Genomic DNA, 18,940 nt, shown 5'->3' on the forward strand with positions numbered 1-18,940 from the left:
ACCACAGGAGACACCATGACTGACTTCCTCACCTTTCTCAATACTGCAGATCAGCAAACATTAAGAAAAGTTCCAGGCGTTTCAAATAAACTGGCGGAGCATATTATCGCAGCCCGTCCGTTTGACTATGTGGACGATTGTCTGCTTGTGCCTGGCATGGGAAAAAACCTTCTCTTTCGGATGCAGGAGTACGTTCAAGCGCAGGGAGATGAAACAGAAAACAGAGCCATGATCCCCGTTGAACAAGAGGCGATGTCTGTGCCCGTGTGGGAGAGTCAGCCTGCAAAGGAATCCGTAAAAGAGCAGGAATCCTTCCTGTCGCGTCTGGGTCGGGCATTCGGCAATTTCCTGCGTGCATTGTTAAAATTAATTCTGATCGTGTTATTGATCGGGAGCATCGGCGCAGCTTTGTATTATGGCCTGCCCTATCTCAACCGAACATTGATCGCACCAGTGGAAAAGAACACCGCGCAGATCAATCAACTCGAATCGGATATTTCCACTTTGCAAACGCAATTGACTGAAATGAACAGCCGCGTGGAAGCGTTGGAAAATTCCATTGAAACACATACGCTTGCGATTCAAAAACTGGAGAAGATGCAAGCCACGCTCGAATCGGAGTTGGAGACAAACAACAGTAAGGTTTTGCTTGAGTTGAAACATGAAGTGATGATGACCCGTGCTTTGGATATGCTTGGGCGTGCGCGTTTGTACCTGGCGCAAAGTAATTTTGGCCTGGCAAAAGTGGATGTGCAATCGGCGCGCGATCTGCTATTTGAATTAGAAACTGAAACAGATGATGATGTGCTTGATGATGTGGTTGATCGTTTGGATTTGGCATTAGGGAACCTGCCCTCATTCCCTGTAATCGCCGCTGGAGATTTGGAAATCGCATGGCAAATTTTGATTTCTGGAAACGTCCCAGCCAACCCCACACCTACGTTCACCCCCACACCAACTCCGCTGGAAACATTCACGCCAAGCCCCTTCCCTCCGCCAACTGTTGAAGCGACAGCAACACCATAAGTTTGTTTTTCACATTCATGATCATCGAGGCACGAATCGCCTTCACCGGGAGAAATAGTATTGAAGAAATTCTTGGTTATTTTTGGGATAATATTTGTCGTTCTCGCAATTTTTGCCAGGCAACTCGGAATAGATAACGATGGTGGCTGGGGTGGAGGCAGAAGACTCATTTTGGAAGTGGGGGTCATCCTCGTTCTGGCTGGGACAATCTTGCATTTTATTGGCGAGACACTAGAAAATTATCTTAACAAGATATCCTCTTTAATCGACAATACATTCAGCCGTTCACTTCGTATCGCGATTGCCTCGCTTTTTGCTGCGACCATAGTTTTATCTTCATACTTTTGGTTTATTCAGTTAAGTCAGAGGAACGCAAGCCAGGAATACGATTACTATATCGAACTAGCGAGAGGCTTTAAGGAGGGACATTTATATCTCGCAGACGAGCCTTCGCCTGCGCTATTATCGCTGGCCAACCCTTATGATTATTTCCTACGCAGGGAAAGCAATATTGATGATTTCCCATGGGATGTATCCCTTTACAAAGACAAATTCTATATTTATTGGGGACCTGTTCCCGCCCTGCTCGTATTAATTTTTTTTAACAAGGAGCAACTTTCACGCATTGGTGATTTTCATTTGGCGCTCGTATTTGCATCTGGCCTATTCATCTATTCTGCATTATTGATCGCGGGTTTCTGGCGGAGGTCTCTCCACAATGCGCCTGCATGGTTGCTTGGTATCCTACTGATTGTTGTTGGAATATCCGCCCCTGTGACAATTATGCTGAAGGGCGCCAGAATTTATGAAGCCGCCATATTTGGTTGTCAGTTTTTCTTCATAGGAGGTTGTTATTGGGCCTACTCATCTATCAAAGAGAATGAACCTGTGCCGTGGAAACTCGCCCTTGCCTCCATCCACTGGGCTTTTGCTGTAGGCACAAGGATCATCGTTTTGCCAGCCGTTCTTTTTTGTGCCCTATTCACAATCATACACATCTTGAGGGCTTACAGAACCACCACCCTCAAAACTCGCTTGACCATATCGATCATAGTAGCAGCGCCATTGGTTTTAGTTGGCCTCGGCCTAGCCTGGTATAACTGGGCTCGTTATGATTCGATATTTGAATTCGGGTTGACGTATCAGCTTGCGAACATAGATTACACTAATTTTCAGAATATTTTTACCCTGCAGAGGATTCCTCTCAACATCTCTTTGTATTTTTTTCATCCCATCAAAATTGGTTCCAAGTTTCCATTCATATCACGTATTGAATATTTGCCTTCAAATGACAGGCTCGCGGGGTTGATTTACATAGCGCCCTATTTACTGCTCCTGCTCTTGATACCTTTATTCCGCTTGATCAAGAATCTTTGGTCATCCAAAAAATTATTTGCTCAGGATGTCAACAAAAGTCCCTCTGAAAACTGGATATTTTTTGCTTTAACTGGTGCAGGGTTTCTCTCAACATCCATTATCCTTTCATATTATTTTGTGGCAATGAGGTTTATGGAAGACTTTGTGCCAACATTGATGATCCTCACAACAACTCACATCGGTAAAGAATATGATTTGTTAGGTCAGAATCAAGGGGCAAGGAAAATTCTGATTACTACGGTTATTCTGCTTGCCGTTATCAGCATCACAGCCAACGTCCTTCTTGCAATACCCCATAATGGCACAGTTTTTATGCTCAATTTCCTGAATACATTAAGCAAAATACTCGGATTAAGATAAGCAACATTTTGAGGTTGCCAGCAAACGGACAGCCTCTTTTTTTCGAATGATATAATTTTGCCAGTCATCATTTTATAGGAGAAGATTCAATGGCACAGAAAATTAAATTCGGCACGGATGGCTGGCGTGGGGTCATCGCCGAAGATTACACTTTCGATAACGTACGCCGCTGCGCGCAGGGATTTGCATCCTATATGCTTTCGGTCGGCAAAAAGGGACAATGGATCGTCGTCGGCCACGACAAGCGTTTTAGCAGTGAGCACTTCGCCGCCGCAGTTGCGGAAGTGTTGGCTGGCAACGGGCTGAAAGTTTACTTAACTGATGGTGCCACGCCTACGCCCGTTATCGCCTACGCGGTTGTGGATAAAAAAGCAGCAGGTGCAGTGAACATCACTGCCAGCCACAACCCACCCACTGATAATGGATTCAAAGTCCGCAATGAGACGGGTGGCGCAATCGACCCTGAAGGGTTGAAGCAGATCGAAGGCGGAATCCCCGATGATATTAAAGATGTGAAGCGAAAAACTTATAAAGAAGCGGAAGCCGCTGGCGAGATCGTTAAATTCGATGCAGCGACTCCGTACATTGAACACTTAACGCGCGATGGTTTGATTGACTTAAAACCGATAAAGGATGCTGGTCTGACCGTGATGGTTGATGTGATGTGGGGTAATGGCGCGGGCTGGTTCCCTCGCCTGCTAGCGGGCGGAAAAACTCGTGTAATCGAAATTCATAACGAACGCAATCCATCCTTCCCAGAAATGAAGCGGCCTGAACCCATTCAGCCGAATATTGATGTTGGCTTGAAAGCTACTGTGGATAACAAAGCCGATGTGCTCCTGATTACTGATGGTGACGCAGACCGCTGTGGCATCGGCGATGAGAATGGCGAGTTTATCAATCAATTGCGCGTGTACGCTCTGCTTGCATATTATCTGCTTGAAGTTCGCGGCGAACGTGGCGATATTGTGAAGACTCTCTCCACAACCAACATGCTTAATAAACTTGGCGAGATTTATGGCGTGCCCGTTCATGAAACGGGTGTGGGATTCAAATATGTCGCTCCAAAGATGACCGAGACCAATGCGCTCATCGGCGGTGAGGAAAGCGGCGGCTATGCCTTCCGTGGGAACGTCCCAGAGCGTGATGGGATTTTGGCTGGCCTGTATATGCTCGATTTCATGGTGAAGACGGGCAAGAAACCCACTGAGTTGTTGAAAGATCTATTCGCAAAAGTTGGCGGAGAATATTTCTACGACCGTGTGGATAGTCCATTCAGCGGCGACCCTGAAGCACGCAAGAAGATCATCATGGACAACAACCCCAAAACTCTTGGCGGTTTGAAAGTGACCGAGCTTGTCACCGTGGATGGCTTTCAATTCAAACTCGAAGATGGCGGCTGGATGTTGATCCGCTTTAGTGGAACAGAACCCATCCTGCGTGTGTACTGCGAGACGCGACATGGCGATAAAGTAAAGGCGATTTTGGAAGATGGTTTGAAGGTAGCGGGGATAAAATAATCGTTTACACGTTAACAGGTTGGAACGTTTGAACGTTCCAACCTGTTAACTTTTTAATTTGCCAGCATCATTGAGAAATAATACTTTTTTATCTTCTACGTTTCAGAGCTAAAACTACGCCAAACAAGGCAGGCAATAGAAATGCACTTCCACAAAGCGGATTTTCCGCAGCGGGCTGCGATGATGAAGTATCCGTTGGCAGGATGGTGGCTTGTCCTGTTGGGATAACTTCTGTCGGCGTCAATGTAGACGTCTCGGACGGAAACAGGTATGGGGTAGGCGGAATCGGCGTAGCCGTCAAACCCAACAACATGTAATCATCTCCATCCACTTGAACAGCTTCTGGAACTGCATAACTTATCTCCAGCAGCAGATCCTTTGCTTGTTGATTATTTGGGTTGAGCGCAAGGGCGGTTTGAAGCTCAGTTAAAAGAGTCGGCAGGATGCCCTCGGTGTCACCTTTGCTTACCCCATGAATATCAGAATAATAATGCGACCATAATAAGTCGGCGTAGCCATAATGCCAGAGTGAATCGTTTGGCAACAACTCAAGACATTTTTTGTATGCGTTCGCGCTCAACTCGTATATTTCGCGACCAGCGGGATCATCTCGCAGCCACCCCTTTGATTGGCGAGCAATTTCCTTATATGCCTTCGCAAGCCTGCCCCATGCCTCGCCATCATTTGGATCTTTTGTGACTGTGTCTGTTTCCTTCAAAGCAGATTCCCACAAAGAAGGTGTGACGAGCACGATCTGGATGTTATTCTCCCGGGTCGGTTCAAAATCATCAAAACGCCAGCGGATTTCATTCCCGCTCAGGACTCCGCCCGGAGTTGTTTCGCCATACCCGGATTCACCGCTCACCCAAATATTTTTGTCGTTCGCCTCATACGGCATGTGGACGATGATATCGGCGCTGCCAATTGTGCCATTCCAGCCTGCACCAGTTTCCAAAATATATTTGAAGGTCTCGTAGGGATAATATCCATATCCATTGACGGTATAAGCCACCTCGATGATCACATCCTGCGATGGAGGAAAACTCACATCGAACACAGCCCAGGGAAGATCATCGCGTTCCTGATAGGAAAATTCGCTATCATAAAACGGCTGAATCTCGCGCCTGGTGGAAACGGTTTTGCCATTTACCTTCGCAGTAATGGACGCAATCTCGGGGTAATTTCCGAACCCGTCCGAATTGCCGTTGAAGAATGAGAGCGGAAAGCGTACCTGCATTTTCTCTTCGGTTGTGCCGAGATTCCGCATGGTGAAAATTGCTTCGGTTCTGGCGATTGCACCGTTAGCATCCGCTGGGTCTTTGGAGATGGTCAGTGTCACCGTCTCAGCCACCATGCGGACCTGGGTTGTCTCATTCCCAGGAATCAGGTTTGTGCCAGGGGGCGCCTCAGGCGGCGCAACATCTGCATGGACTGATTGGGATGGAAATGCAGATACGAGAATTAAGACAGCAGCCAAAAATGGAATTATTCTTTTCATCACATCTTCACCTTGTCATATTTGTGAATTAGGGAATATTGTAAGCTATCAATTCAATACTGGTCGTTGAGCCGTCGGTTAGTACAGAGTCTGTTTTTACCATTCCAACTCCCGGTGCGTGCCAGGCTGTGGAAGTGAAGCTGACATCGGTTGGAATATCCACCCCATTCATTGTTATTGTGATAAGCATATTTATCTGGCAATCAATGCGCACCGCGTTAAATGTTCCTGCTGGAACCGTAATTGATTCTGTCCCGCCGGCAGTGCAATTAAAGGAAGTCTGGTTCTTTGAGGGAATATCCTGTCCATTGATGGATTGGATGCCTTCAATGGTAAAGTTCTGAGTCCACGTTGTTCCAGGGTTTACAACTGCGGGATAAGAAATTCCATCCATGGTTGTCGTCTGGAAATTTGCATCAGTGCTGGTGGTTTGTACACTTGCAGATGCGCCCGCCCCTGCACCCGGGTCCAGGGCGATCAACGTCCCTGCATCGCATTTCCATTGGCCCGTTCGGGTAACGCCACTATCAAAAACATCCTGATCGGTAAAACCATCTGCCGTTATGGCCGTGATGGATCGGGTAAAGTTTCCGGGCGCCGCACCGCTCATTGAGTAATTCCAGGTTGCGCCGACAACAACGGGATAAAGAGCGTTGTCACATGCTGCACCAATTCCACTGGCATTTGCAAGGGCCTGTACGGTTGGTTGAGTTTCGCTTTCAGGGTTTGTTCCACTTGGAAAGCCGCAGGCAAGCATGGCAACCAATAAAAATGCAGCAGCCAGCGTCGATAATTTTCGATGGTTAGACATAACTCACACTCCTTGAAATGCGCTTAAATCTCGTTGAACAAGATCAGTAAAATAGTATATCATTTATGAAAATCATGCAACTTACCGACACCCACTGTCACCTCGATTACAACAAATTCGACTCTGACCGCGCGGATGTGATCCAGCGCGCAAATGATTCAGGGTTGATTCGGATTCTCGTGCCGGGACTCCATCACAGATCCAGCAAAGAGGCGGTGCGGTTGGCAGAGACAAACACCAGCGTGTATGCGGCGGTCGGCTTCCATCCAACTGATCTGGAGGAATTCTCCAAAAGCACTTTTCAAGAGGTCAAAGAGTTGGCGAAGCATCCAAAAGTGGTTGCCATCGGCGAAATTGGGATTGACTATTACTGGGTGAAGGAAAGTGACCAGCGGGCATTTCAACGTGAAGTTCTAAAACAGCAGTTGCAATTCGCAAAAGAGATCAACAAGCCTGTCATCATCCATATGCGCGAGGAAAACGATGCCTGGTTTGGCGAGGCTTCTGTAGATTTGCTGAAAATTTTAGAAGAATGGAAAAACGGTTTGCAAGGCGCACTCGCAGAAAGACCTGGTGTGCTTCATTCCTTCAACGGCAATCTCGAAACCGCGCAAAAGGCACTGGAGCTCAATTTTTATCTTGGCATCACAGGCCCTGTAACCTACAAAAAAGCGGATGAAAAGCGCGAAATCATCAGACAATTTCCACTTGACAAAATTCTCATCGAAACTGATGCTCCATTTCTTTCTCCCGTGCCGTTTCGTGGCAAAAGAAACGAACCTGCCTTTGTTCATCATATTGCTGATAAAATAGCAGAAATCCATTCCAAAAGCCCTGCGGAGATCGCCGCCATTACAACCGCCAATGCGGCGCGGCTCTTTGCATGGGGAGACTGATTTGAGCGCGGTAACTTTTTTTTCACCTGTAACACAAGAAATTAAATTGGTTGAAGACCGAATGCGGGCACAGGCGGATGAATCTCATCCTGACCTGCGTGCCGCTTTGGAGCATTTGCTCGCGGCTGGGGGTAAACGCGTCCGCCCTACCCTCGGCCTGCTCGTCGGAAATATGCTGGGTGCGCCCCTTGAAAAACTCATCACACTCGGCGCGGCAGTGGAGCTGCTTCACACCGCAACATTGGTGCATGATGACTTGATCGACGGCGCATTGCTTCGCAGAGGTATGGCAACTCTAAACGCGCGCTGGTCGCCGCCCGCCACCGTGTTAACAGGCGACTATCTGTTCGCGCGCGCGGCCAAACTCGCCGCCGAAACCGATCACCTGCCCCTGATGAAATTATTTTCTGAAACATTGGCGGTCATCGTCAACGGCGAACTCACGCAAATGTTCACCTCTCGCGGACTCATCAGCCGCGATAACTATTACAAACGCATTTATGCAAAGACCGCATCTTTATTTGAAATGACATCACGTTCCGCGGCTATGGTCAGCCCTTCCAGCGAAGAGACGATTGAATCCATGCGTGATTTCGGATATCAGATCGGCATGGCCTTCCAGATCGTGGATGACATCCTCGACTTCACCGGTGAACAATCCGCTGTCGGCAAGCCGCTCGGGTCTGACCTGTTGAATGGATTGGTGACCCTGCCAGCCATTTACTACGCTGAATCCCATCCGAATGACGTTGACGTGCTATCCCTGCCCAATGGCGGTTGGACAAATAATGACAACATGACCCGCCTTGTAGATAACATCCGCGCGAGCGATGCGGCCCAAAAGGCCATGCTCGAAGCCGAAAGGCATATCGACTGCGCCCTTGCAAGACTCGATTCGATAGAGCCTTGCGCCGAACGCGAAGCGCTCGAAAACCTCGCGAGATATATCGTAGATAGAAAAGTTTAATTCCTTAAACTGCAAAGCACGCCAAGAGCGCGAAGCAAAACTGTTTTTTTCTTTGCGTACTTCGCGCTCTTGGCGGTAAAGAGCCTTTCCCCATGCCAAGCCCTAAAAAACCCTTCCGCTTTAATGTCGGCTTCATCATCCATGAAGAGGTCGGCTATAACCACGACTTCCCGTTTGCATTTGACAAGATCATCCTTGATGATCTTGAAATGCGCAATTTTGATGGGATTGCCAATGTCGGCAAAACGCCACAGGGACTGATCCTGCAAGGAGACTTCTCCGCTGAAACCACGCTTAACTGTGTGCGCTGCCTGACAGATTTCGATCATGCACTGGATTGGTCCTTCACCGAGATGTACGCCTTCGACAAACGTTCCGAAACCGAATCAGAGCTCATTTTGCCTGAAGATGCCCACTTGGATATTGCAGAACTTCTGCGTGAGTATGCCCTGCTTGAAATCCCCATCAGCCCAGTCTGCAAACCTGATTGCAAGGGACTTTGCCCTGAATGCGGCCAGAACCTGAACGAGAAGGATTGCGGCCATCGCCCAGAACAATCCGATTCACCGTTTGCAAAGTTGAAAGACTTACTGGATTAATTTTTTAATACAAATATACAGAGGATACCTGTTGACCGAGAAAATTATGAATTTAACACACGGCGTGGATGAAACATATTACAAGAGTTTTGTGCTTACAGAGGATGGCTTAAAGGAATTCCATAAGCTGATGGAAAATGCCGCCCAGCGTTTCCCTGCCCCTGCTGAGATCGTATATACCGTACTCACCTCCGACTATCGCTACTTCGAAACACAAAGGCTTGAAGATGTGCTGCATGACCCAGCAGTTCAGGATCGCAGCATCCTCCAACTCGCCATGGAAGCGGACTTTGTTGAAGAGCCGCCTCGCATCGAAGGCGATGTCATCCGATCAGGAAAGCGCGAAAATTGGAACATCCGCGTGATGTTCACACTGCGCCAGAGAGGCTTTTGGGAAGCTTTCCACGACAAGATCAACCTGCGGATCAGCTCGGAAGATCGAAAATGGGCCAATGACTATATTGACAGGTTCGAAGATCAGATCCATAGGTTGCCAGCGGGCGAACGCATACCTATCATGCTCTTTTGGCTGTTTGCCATTCCGCTGGCTCTGCTGGTCAACGCTTTTCGACTCCACTTTGGGCAAATCGATCTCTGGCTGGCTGATCCTTTTTCGCTTTACTCTTACCTTGCGGTGACTTTCACGGCCGTGTTGGTGATCTCAATAGGCCTATCCTTATCGCTGTTCAATTTCAACCCACAGATCACGCGTACACTGTTCGGACCCACCTCTGGCTTTATTTGGGGTTATGGGAAAGAAAAATACGAGATCATGGAAAAAGGCAGGCATATTGTCCTGTGGTCTTTCGGCATCCTGTTTCTGATCGTGATGTTTGCCAGCGTGAATTTCGCGCTTAGGTAACCACCCTTACAACATATTACAGGTTATCCGTTTTGAAGATAATCACCGTAACAAGGTGTTGAAACATGGCGCACCCTGAATTTAATCTTTCAAGCATTTAGCCACGGATTTACCCTTCGGGCACGATGGCGCTGATTTACACAAAATAAGCCAACACAGTCCAATGTGTTGGCTTATTGTTCAGCTCATTTCGAGGCATTTAATTCAAAAATCCGTGACATCCGTGCAATCTGTGGCTGAATCCTTAAGTTTGGGGGTAATCATCTTATTTCTTCTTATCCTGAAATCGTTTGTAGACTCGTTTCCATGTCTCTGTCGGGTTTTCAGGTTTGGATTTTTTATGTTCCTTCTTGCTGAGGAAGAAGGCGAAATCTTCAAGCAAGGCTGAGATGGGTTCTTTCGGTTTATCCAACACAAGCGGACGGCCCAGGTTGATGGCTTCCACCACAGTATCTGGCACGTATGGAATAGTCGCAACAAATTCCATTCCCATGGCGGCTTCGATCTTTTCCTGTGCCAGGCTGGAACGCTGAAAGGTGGCATTCAACAAAGGCTTGATCTTTTCAGGTGGATAACCAAGTTTTTTATAGGCGTCCAACGCGGCGGCAGTGGCACGGACAGAAGCCATATCAGGGGTGCTTACCAAAAGTATGGTATCTGCCAAGTCAAGCGCGCTGATCGCGGTTTCACTAAAATCATGCGGCAGATCGGCAATGATATATTGATAATTTTCTTTGAGCAGGGAAATAACGGTTGAGAGTGTTTCGCCGCGCAAACCTTCGCCCTCATCGGGAAATGTAGGAGCGGCAATAAACGATAACCCGTTTTCATGTGTGCTAATCACACTGCTGATGGAGTCGATATCCACTTCACCAGCGTTAAAGCGGGATATATCTGCCCAGGTGCGGCGCAGGGTTTTATTGAGCATCAGAGCCACCTGGCCTGCCGTCATGGTGAGGTCAAGCAGAATGGTCTTTTCCCATAGGTTGTGCAGGGATAAGCCAAGGTTGACCGCCAGTGTGGAACAACCCGTGCCGCCTCGCAAGCTATGGACGGCAACCATGCGCGCAAGCTGTGATGGGTCTTTGGCAGAAGTGACTGTTGGAGCCTTTTCTGCGCGGCGCACAAGGGATGCTACCCGCGCTGCGAGTTCGGCTGGCTCAAAAGGCTTGCTGAGATAATCATCCGCGCCAACCTCAAAGGCACGCAGCTTATCCTGCAAACCAGATTGGGCGGTAAGTACAAGAATAGGCGTGGAGATAAATTGAGCATCACGCCGCAATTGATGAGTTACTTCGTAGCCTGTAATATCAGGCATCATTACATCGGTGATGATAAGGTCAGGCTTGAGAGTGCGTGCGCGAGCGATGCCGCTTGTACCGTCTTCTGCAAAGGTGAGCTGGCAATTAAGCGCTTCGAGGGCTTTGGTGATCAGTTGGTAATAGATAGGTTCATCATCAATGACCAAAATATGTGTCATGGTAAATCTCCTTAAGTATGCTGGAGAAGATATTCCCTAACCCTGTGGGATTCAGATTCAATGTAGTTTATTAAATTCTGTACCTCGGTGAGGTTTTCGAGTTTGCAAATTTGTTCCAGTTGTGCGGCAAGTTCCGCGAGGAAGGTGGCGTCAAAATTCAGGGAAACACCTTTGAGGGTATGTGCATGGCGTGCGAGGCGATTGATATCACCGTCTTTATATGCCGATTGAATTTCTTCAATACGAACAGGCAGATGGTCTCGAAAATCGGTGCACATTTCGAGCATAAACTGGCGGTCTCCATCAAAACGGAACAGGGCTGCCTCGAGATTGATGGGAAATTCAGGGGGAGTAAATGTTTGGGGTGTTGGAGCAGGCTTTTCGGTCGGTTGTGAGGCGGGGCCTGGTTCATCTCCGAACAGTCCATCATCTGAAGTGAGTGAAAATTTTTGTTCATCAAAAGATGCCATTTGCGGCTGGTCTTTATTTTCATCTGACATAGTTTCAAGCCAGCGATCCAATACATTGCGCAGGATGCGCGAATCAATCGGCTTGGTAACGTAATCATCCATTCCCGCATCAAGGCATTTTTCGCGGTCACCTTTCATGGCATGGGCAGTCATGGCGATGATGGGGATGTGCTGGTCATGCGCACTCTCCCAATCGCGGATCTTGCGCGTGGCCTCGTATCCATCGAGTTCTGGCATTTGGACATCCATGAGTATGGCACTGTACCCGCCTGAGATGGCTTTCTCAAATGCCTGTAACCCATTGTCCACCACATCGACGGAATAGCCTGCTTTTTGAAGAAGGGCAACAGCCAGTTTTTGGTTGATCGAATTATCCTCAGCAAGTAACAGACGCTTATCGCCTGCATGTTTTTCAGCGATGACATGGCGCGTGACGATGTTTGAATCATTTTCAATCGTGCGGCTAAGCACTGCAGTCAGCGCCTCGTTCAACATTTGCTGCTTGACTGGCTTTAGCAAATAACCCGAACAACCCAAAGCTTCCAAACGGACAGCATCACCGCGTTTGCCCATGGAAGTGAGAATGACAATCTTGACATCTTTGACAAGCGGGTCGCTTTTCATTGCACGTGCGGTCTGCTCGCCGTCCATGCCTGGCATTTGCATATCCAGCAACACCACGTGATAGGGGTCGCCGCTGCGCATGGCGTGATGAAGCATTTCGAGTCCGCGCGCGCCGCTGGCAGCGGTATCGATGCGGCAGCCAAATCCCTCCACCATTTTTGAAAGGACAAGGCGGTTGGTTTGGTTATCGTCCACACCCAGGATGCGTGCGGTGCGAAGATCGACAGATGCAAGAGAAACCTGTATCTCTGGTTCGAGTTCAGCGTCACTCTTTTCGAATGTGACGTCAAACCAAAAGTCGCTTCCGATGCCTGCCTCGCTCTTTAGCCCCATGACACCACCCATGGCCTCAACCAATTGTTTGGAGATGGTTAAGCCAAGCCCGGTACCGCCATATTTTCTGGTGGTGGAACCATCAGCCTGAGTAAATCGATCAAAGACGGCTGGCTGTCTTTCGGATGGGATGCCTATGCCTGTATCCTGCACAGAAAAGTGGATGCGAGAATGGGTATCTGTTTCCTCAAGCATTTCAGCACGGATCACGATCTCTCCCTGATGGGTGAACTTGATTGCATTACCAACCAGGTTGGTCAAAATCTGACGCAGACGACCCGCATCGCCATGCAGTGAATGTGTAATATCCGGGTGCACCAAACAGATGAGTTCGAGGCCTTTATCCTGTGCGCGTTTGGCGAGGGTATAACCCACATCCTCAATCGTATTGCGAAGGTTAAAGTTGATGGCTTCCAGTTCGAGTTTGCCTGCTTCTATCTTTGAGAAATCCAAAATATCGTTGAGCAGGGAAAGCAGCGCCTCTGCGCTTTTGAGGGATGTTTGCAGATAATCCTGTTGTTCGTTGGTTAGAGATGTATCGAGCGCCAGCTCCAACATGCCGATCACACCATTCATTGGGGTGCGGATCTCATGGCTCATATTGGCGAGGAATTCACTCTTTGAGCGGTTAGCCTCTTCGGCCTCCTGCTGGGCGCGGACAATTTCGGATATGTCGTGGTAGATCGCCAGTGCGCCAACCTTCTGCCCTTCTACAAATACAGGCACACCATAAATCTCAACATCCACTAAAGAGCCATCTTTACGGCGGCGTTTGCTAAAGGCATGAACGGTGCTATTCATAACCTGCTGCGTATATTTTTGAGCTTCCAATCGGGTTTCATCGGTTGTGATCAGTGTATCCAGCAATACCCCTATGATCTCGTCGCTTTTGTAGCCAAATAAGTTTTCAAAAGCAGGGTTGCAGGAATTTATCTTTTCATCGGTATCCAAAACCACAATGGCGACGGGGCTATTGGAATTTAGCGCCTCATAAAACTGTTTCTGGCGCTTGATCTCCAGTTCGATATTTTTTTGTTGGGTAATATCATGAAAAATAATGAGTGTTTGCGGTTCCAGGCCTGCAATCTGGATCGAATGAACAGAAACGTCGTATAAACGATTCAGCCAAAGAAATTCTGAACCAGTTTTTAGGGAATCCAACTGATCGACGCCGATCACATCCAGAAGGGACTTCCCCAGCAATTTTCTGAAATTTGTATTGAGGCGGTCAACAACAGCATGGTTGCAGCGAAGAATGAGATTATGTCTGTCGATCACAAATATGGGGTCTGAAAAGGAGTCAAAAACGACCTCCCATTCCTGTTTTGCCTGCGTAATCGTCGCGGAGAGGCTGCGTTGTAAGCCAATCAGCCCAGCCAAAACCCCCATAATAAGCGGGGCAAAATCGAGCATGAATATCATGGGTTCGGTTCTGTGCAGGTATAAAAAGGACCATATCGCAGGCGGCAGGTGCTGACGATTGAATTCAAGCCAGATGCCTGCAACGAGGAATATCGCTCCTCCGAGAAACCCCATGAAAGCGAACAAATACATTGTGCGGTTTTTATACCACTTCATGGGTACCTCCATGACACTAAAGAACGGATTAACTAGCTTAATTAATTTCAGTATAGCATGGGGAAAGTTTTGAATATCTTACAATTAAGTAACGTTTTAGCAGTAGGGATTCCCCGTATTGACAATTAAATTCGTAATGCACCTTACGGAGTGTCATGCTGAGCATAGCGACATCGTGCCCGCATGGTAAGCATCTCTATGATGATCTCAGATACAAAATAGTTTTCACCCACTTGCAATCAGCCAGCGGACATAGTAAACTTGAGAGTATGAACTTGAAACCTGCCTTCCCAATGGTGACAATGACCATGGCCATGCAAATGCGAATGGAGATGTTCTGCCGCGCCGAGTGGAAAGCACGTTAGGTTTACACACCTGAATGAAAACGGGCTGTCCATTTCGCGGACGGCCTTTTTGTTTGTAAGAGCTGACGCAGCGATTAGCAATTAGCTATCAGCCGTCAGCGAAATCTTGAACCCCACAGCCAAAAGCTGAGAGCTGATGGCTGAATGCTCTCCGAAGGAGAAATCATGCCTGAAAATATATTAATCGCCATTGCCTGGCCATATTCAAACGCCGAGATCCATGTTGGGAATATCACAGGCTCCCATTTACCCGGTGACATTGTCGCGCGCTACCATCGCCTCAAGGGAAATAAAGTCCTGGTGGTATCGGGGACGGATTCACATGGCACGCCTGTTGTGCTCGCCGCGGATAAGGAAGGCAAACCGGTCGAGGAAGTCTACAAGAAATATCACGATTCTTTTATCGAGGTCTTCAAGGGATACGGCATCACCTACGATATGTTCACCACCACGCACAGCGAGAATCACTTCAAGGTCTCGCAGGCCATGTTCCTTGCTTTGCAGAAGAACGGTTTTCTTTTCAAGCAGTTCAGCAAGCAATGGTACTCCCCTAGCGCGGACAAGTTCCTGCCTGACCGTTATGTTGAAGGAACCTGCTACATCTGCGGCTTCGAAGGCGCACGCTCCGATCAATGCGATAACTGCGGTAATGTGCTCGAACCTGAGAAGTTGAAGAATCCACGTGCGAAGACAGGCGACGGTGCGCTGGAATTACGCGACACTGAACATTTTTATCTCGATCTTTCCAAGCTCGAGCCTGATGTGAAAAAGTTTTTGCAGGAACGCGCCCCGCATATGCGCGATACCGTCATCGGTGAGTCGCTGCGCAAGATCGAAAGCGAAGGCCTCAAAGCCCGCTCGATCACGCGCGACCTGGATTGGGGAGTCCCGATTCCCATCGAAGGCTGGACGGAAGCAGGCAAGCGCATTTACGTTTGGTTCGAAGCAGTCATCGGCTACCTCTCCGCCCCCATTGAGTGGGCGCAGGTATCAGGTCACGCTGCGCGAGATTCTTGGCGCGATTGGTGGACGAATCCCGAAGCGAAGCAATATCACTTCATTGGCAAGGACAACATCTTCTTCCACACATCCCAGTGGCCCGCTGAATTAATGGGCGCGGGCAGCGCGTTCATGGAAATCTTCGCGGGTGAGGAAGTCCCTTTGACCCTGCCGTACGATGTGCCCGCCAACCAGTTCATGAACCTCGAAGGCAAGAAGATCAGCGGCTCGGGTAACTGGGGCGTGTGGGGACTCGACGCGTTGACGCGCTTCGACCCTGATGCCCTGCGATATTACCTGACCGTCAACATGCCTGAGGCGAAGGATAGCGATTGGGATTGGGCTGAGTTCGTGGCGCGCAACAACAACGAACTGGTGGCCACATGGGGCAACCTTGCGAATCGCGTGCTGGCGTTTTGTTATAAGAATTGGGATGGGCACGTGCCATCGTTGGAAGATATGGGTAGGGGCGGGGTCGCCCCGCCCGAGGGCACAGATGGAGAAAAGGGCGCGGAGACCGCGCCCCTACGACCTGCAGACCTTGAATTGTTGAAGACCATCGAAAACGGATTCAACACTGTTGGCGCGGAACTCGAAGCCGTGCGCCTGCGCTCTGCATTGGGCGAAGCCATGAAACTCGCCACAGTGGTCAATCAATACCTCGATGTCAATGCGCCATGGTCCGCCATCAAAGTGGACAAGACCGAAGCAGGCAAGACCATTTACACCGCCCTCAAAGCCATTGACTCGCTCAAGGTGATGTTCTCTCCCTTCTTACCCTTCACCTGCGAAAAACTGCACGGCTTCTTCAATTACGAGACTCCGCTCTTCGGTGAGCAATACACCGAGACAGTCAAGGACTCACTCGGCGAGCATCAGGTGTTGAGATATAAAGGCATTGAAGGATTGCAATGGAAACCCAGCGACTTACAACCTGGGAAGAAGCTGAATCAACCTGGTCCGCTGTTTAAGAAGTTGGAGGAGAGTGTGGTTGAAGAGGAACGGGAGAGGCTAGGGAAGTAAATATAAAATCGGATGCCAAATGGCATCCGATTTTATATAGCAGAAAAAACTAATAGAAGCGATACTGAAGAAAGTCTACATCAACACGAAAATTTACTCACTAAAATAGGCAACAACACGAAATCCAATATCATAATAAAAACTATATCCAGGTGGAGCTGCATAACGAGATGACACACGACTAGACTTATGACTGTCATTCCATGAACCACCACGTACAACCAACTTCGAATGATTCTTACTATAAAAGTTTGCTTGCCATTCCGAAACGTTACCAGCCATATCTATCACACCAAATTGGCTTTTCCCAAGTGGATATGCAGTAACTGGGGTAGTATGTTCAATTACGCTTTCTTCTGTATTTGCGCGGCGTAAAACTTCTTTCATTGAACTAGTAATTATTCCAGCCTCATCCCAAGGGTAACGTCCTTTGGGCATTTCGCCACCTGCAGCAATTACCCACTCAGCCTCTAAAGGCAATCGAATAGCTGAAGGCTTTAATCCAGGATTGGCTAAACTTTCTGGCAAGTCACTCCAATTCTGGAACAACCATTTACAATAAGCATTAGCTTCATACCATGAGATTCCCACAATAGGATGATCGGGGTTTACCTCTCCAAAATTCTTATCATCCCAAAGTGGTGGCTTTAACACTGTTGATTTTAGTTTTTTAAGTTCTCGCTGCAGCCACTCAAATCCCTTTTGCTCCCAATCTCCTATTTGCATACAATTCTCGTCAAATTTAGGGAATTCAGTCCAATATAGTGAGCTTACATAATCAGCTGAATTGAAAAAACGTTCATATTGAACATTGGCAACAGGATATTCCCCAATCCAAAATGGCCGGGGGACTTTCGCATCTGTCGAAGATTCAATTTTGATGAATTTACTTAAGCCAATTATAAAGTCTTGAGTCTGAGCTGGCGATAATGCATTTACTTTGCCTTTAGGTAAAGTATTTTTTGGTAAACCGACATTAGCTTGTTCTTTTGCTTCAATACGCTCTTTTTGATAAAATCGATTCTGCAAAGTTTTTAACAATTTCTTGTAGGTCTCTTGTTTCTCCTCGCCAAAATAATCACCCCATTGTCTTGCATCTAATTCGTATAAATCACCTGGCACTTTACAATCATCTAACCGAATTGGAATTCGATAGATTGTTCCTGGTGGCTTTTGCAAAGAACGATCCCAAGCATAGTTCATTTCAAAATGAACAAAACCCTCTTTGTTTATTGAGCGATCCGATAAAAATATAATCACAGCATCGGCCACATCAATTGCCCGCTTTATTGCGGCAGTCCAATGTTCACCTGGCAACAGTTCAGATTTATCTTGCCAAGGCTCAATCCACCCTTCTTTCTTTAAAAGATCGTATATCTCATGTACAGCCTCAAAATCCTCTTTTGCATAAGAAAGAAAAACACGAAGTTTGCGACTATTATCTAAAGCTTCTTTCGATAACACTGGCTCTACAAGTTTTATGCCAAAGCGATTTTGTTGGATATAACCGGCTTGTTCTAGTTGCACTAAATAATCATTTACAAGGGAGCTAGAAGCCATTCCCATTTCAATCATAATTTTGTCAACAGATGGGCATTGTCCGTGTGCATCATTATATTCTTGAATAAACTTAAGTATCTTTGCTTGCATGCCTTCTATCCCTTTTCCTTATCGCCAGACATCCCAATACGCTCCGAAACAAAATATTTTAGATTCGAACTTATCTACAGCCAAGGGTCAATCAATCCAGCCTTCGGCGTTGAGTCGCTGGTAGAGTTCGCGGACAATGGGCTTGTCCTGCGAGGAATGGCAGAGGAAGACGCGGAGTTTACGATCGATGATGGGCATAACTCTTATTCACTCGTTCATTCTCTTCTTCTTCTCTACCACTCGTTTCCATTCACCAGTGTTAACTTTTCGTTCAATTTGTCTCCAAACTTTACTGAGAGCATAATTTAAATTGCCATCAAATTTTTCAGAACGTGTTTTGCATATTTCGCAAATGAAGACTGTTTCACTATCAAAGACATCATTTTGATAAACTAATCTAGTGAGACAATTAATACAAAAACCACTTATCTCTTTCGGACTCAACGGTGGAGTATCTCGCCATCTCCAAACAACATTAAACATTATGTCTTCTTTATATTCC

14 protein-coding genes are annotated in these 18,940 nt (G+C 47.5%); 8 read left to right on the plus strand and 6 right to left on the minus strand.

Translation table 11 applies throughout. The features are described 5' to 3' along the window. The first annotated feature begins 15 nt into the window (after positions 1-15). The 3 genes from AC14M5_RS02910 (at position 16) to AC14M5_RS02920 (ending at position 4,283) form a co-directional block, all read left to right on the plus strand. Positions 16-1,026 (plus strand): ComEA family DNA-binding protein, encoded by a 1,011-nt coding sequence (locus tag AC14M5_RS02910; protein ID WP_484028125.1) that lies wholly within the window; start codon positions 16-18, stop codon positions 1,024-1,026. Between the two features lie 60 nt (positions 1,027-1,086). Then, complete coding sequence (locus AC14M5_RS02915) at positions 1,087-2,763, plus strand: hypothetical protein (RefSeq protein ID WP_484028126.1); 1,677 nt, start codon at positions 1,087-1,089, stop codon at positions 2,761-2,763. A gap of 89 nt (positions 2,764-2,852) precedes the next feature. After that, positions 2,853-4,283: a phosphoglucomutase/phosphomannomutase family protein gene (locus tag AC14M5_RS02920; RefSeq protein WP_484028127.1), complete on the plus strand. Its 1,431-nt coding sequence runs from the start codon at positions 2,853-2,855 to the stop codon at positions 4,281-4,283. 88 nt (positions 4,284-4,371) lie between these two features. On the opposite strand, the gene AC14M5_RS02925 is transcribed toward AC14M5_RS02920, so the two are convergent. Together AC14M5_RS02925 and AC14M5_RS02930 are read right to left on the minus strand one after the other, a co-directional pair. Beyond that, complete coding sequence (locus AC14M5_RS02925) at positions 4,372-5,781, minus strand: tetratricopeptide repeat protein (protein WP_484028128.1); 1,410 nt, start codon at positions 5,779-5,781, stop codon at positions 4,372-4,374. A 28-nt stretch (positions 5,782-5,809) separates the two neighbouring features. After that, on the minus strand, positions 5,810-6,592 hold the full coding sequence (locus AC14M5_RS02930) for a TapB family protein (protein ID WP_484028129.1): 783 nt from the start codon (positions 6,590-6,592) through the stop codon (positions 5,810-5,812). A gap of 65 nt (positions 6,593-6,657) precedes the next feature. Between AC14M5_RS02930 and AC14M5_RS02935 the strand changes: the two genes are divergently transcribed. The 4 genes from AC14M5_RS02935 to AC14M5_RS02950 all read left to right on the plus strand — a co-directional run bounded on the left by AC14M5_RS02935 (position 6,658) and on the right by AC14M5_RS02950 (position 9,916). Further along, positions 6,658-7,488: a TatD family hydrolase gene (locus AC14M5_RS02935; protein WP_484028130.1), complete on the plus strand. Its 831-nt coding sequence runs from the start codon at positions 6,658-6,660 to the stop codon at positions 7,486-7,488. A 1-nt stretch (position 7,489) separates the two neighbouring features. Beyond that, complete coding sequence (locus AC14M5_RS02940; RefSeq protein ID WP_484028131.1) at positions 7,490-8,455, plus strand: polyprenyl synthetase family protein; 966 nt, start codon at positions 7,490-7,492, stop codon at positions 8,453-8,455. Positions 8,456-8,547: 92 nt separating this feature from the next. Continuing rightward, positions 8,548-9,054 carry a YceD family protein gene (locus tag AC14M5_RS02945; protein WP_484028132.1) on the plus strand — a complete coding sequence of 169 codons (507 nt, stop codon included), beginning with the start codon at positions 8,548-8,550 and terminating at the stop codon, positions 9,052-9,054. 46 nt (positions 9,055-9,100) lie between these two features. Then, the gene (locus tag AC14M5_RS02950) at positions 9,101-9,916 is read left to right on the plus strand and encodes a hypothetical protein (RefSeq protein WP_484028133.1); all 816 of its coding nucleotides are present in this window, start codon (positions 9,101-9,103) and stop codon (positions 9,914-9,916) included. A 265-nt stretch (positions 9,917-10,181) separates the two neighbouring features. Here AC14M5_RS02950 and AC14M5_RS02955 read toward each other — a convergent pair whose 3' ends face one another. Together AC14M5_RS02955 and AC14M5_RS02960 are read right to left on the minus strand one after the other, a co-directional pair. Beyond that, the gene (locus AC14M5_RS02955) at positions 10,182-11,396 is read right to left on the minus strand and encodes a CpaE/TadZ family protein (RefSeq protein ID WP_484028134.1); all 1,215 of its coding nucleotides are present in this window, start codon (positions 11,394-11,396) and stop codon (positions 10,182-10,184) included. A gap of 11 nt (positions 11,397-11,407) precedes the next feature. After that, positions 11,408-14,401, minus strand: a complete 2,994-nt coding sequence (locus AC14M5_RS02960) for a PAS domain-containing hybrid sensor histidine kinase/response regulator (protein ID WP_484028135.1) — start codon at positions 14,399-14,401, stop codon at positions 11,408-11,410. Positions 14,402-14,931: 530 nt separating this feature from the next. On the opposite strand from AC14M5_RS02960, the gene metG reads away from it, so the two are divergent. After that, complete coding sequence (metG, locus tag AC14M5_RS02965; RefSeq protein WP_484028136.1) at positions 14,932-16,788, plus strand: methionine--tRNA ligase; 1,857 nt, start codon at positions 14,932-14,934, stop codon at positions 16,786-16,788. A gap of 93 nt (positions 16,789-16,881) precedes the next feature. On the opposite strand, the gene AC14M5_RS02970 is transcribed toward metG, so the two are convergent. Continuing rightward, complete coding sequence (locus AC14M5_RS02970) at positions 16,882-18,438, minus strand: SUMF1/EgtB/PvdO family nonheme iron enzyme (protein ID WP_484028137.1); 1,557 nt, start codon at positions 18,436-18,438, stop codon at positions 16,882-16,884. Between the two features lie 207 nt (positions 18,439-18,645). Continuing rightward, on the minus strand, positions 18,646-18,940 hold a 295-nt coding region (locus AC14M5_RS02975), incomplete at its 5' end, for a hypothetical protein (protein ID WP_484028138.1).

It is taken from the genome of Candidatus Villigracilis sp., assembly GCF_057083605.1.

Excerpts from the sequence above, each read along its gene's own strand:
- AC14M5_RS02930 (WP_484028129.1), bottom strand. The coding sequence starts at position 6,592 with ATGTCTAACCATCGAAAATTATCGACGCTGGCTGCTGCATTTTTATTG.
- AC14M5_RS02950 (WP_484028133.1), top strand. The coding sequence starts at position 9,101 with ATGAATTTAACACACGGCGTGGATGAAACATATTACAAGAGTTTTGTG.
- AC14M5_RS02970 (WP_484028137.1), bottom strand. The coding sequence starts at position 18,438 with ATGCAAGCAAAGATACTTAAGTTTATTCAAGAATATAATGATGCACAC.
- AC14M5_RS02960 (WP_484028135.1), bottom strand. The coding sequence starts at position 14,401 with ATGAAGTGGTATAAAAACCGCACAATGTATTTGTTCGCTTTCATGGGG.
- AC14M5_RS02935 (WP_484028130.1), top strand. The coding sequence starts at position 6,658 with ATGAAAATCATGCAACTTACCGACACCCACTGTCACCTCGATTACAAC.
- AC14M5_RS02910 (WP_484028125.1), top strand. The coding sequence starts at position 16 with ATGACTGACTTCCTCACCTTTCTCAATACTGCAGATCAGCAAACATTA.
- metG (WP_484028136.1), top strand. The coding sequence starts at position 14,932 with ATGCCTGAAAATATATTAATCGCCATTGCCTGGCCATATTCAAACGCC.
- AC14M5_RS02945 (WP_484028132.1), top strand. The coding sequence starts at position 8,548 with ATGCCAAGCCCTAAAAAACCCTTCCGCTTTAATGTCGGCTTCATCATC.
- AC14M5_RS02920 (WP_484028127.1), top strand. The coding sequence starts at position 2,853 with ATGGCACAGAAAATTAAATTCGGCACGGATGGCTGGCGTGGGGTCATC.
- AC14M5_RS02955 (WP_484028134.1), bottom strand. The coding sequence starts at position 11,396 with ATGACACATATTTTGGTCATTGATGATGAACCTATCTATTACCAACTG.
- AC14M5_RS02925 (WP_484028128.1), bottom strand. The coding sequence starts at position 5,781 with ATGAAAAGAATAATTCCATTTTTGGCTGCTGTCTTAATTCTCGTATCT.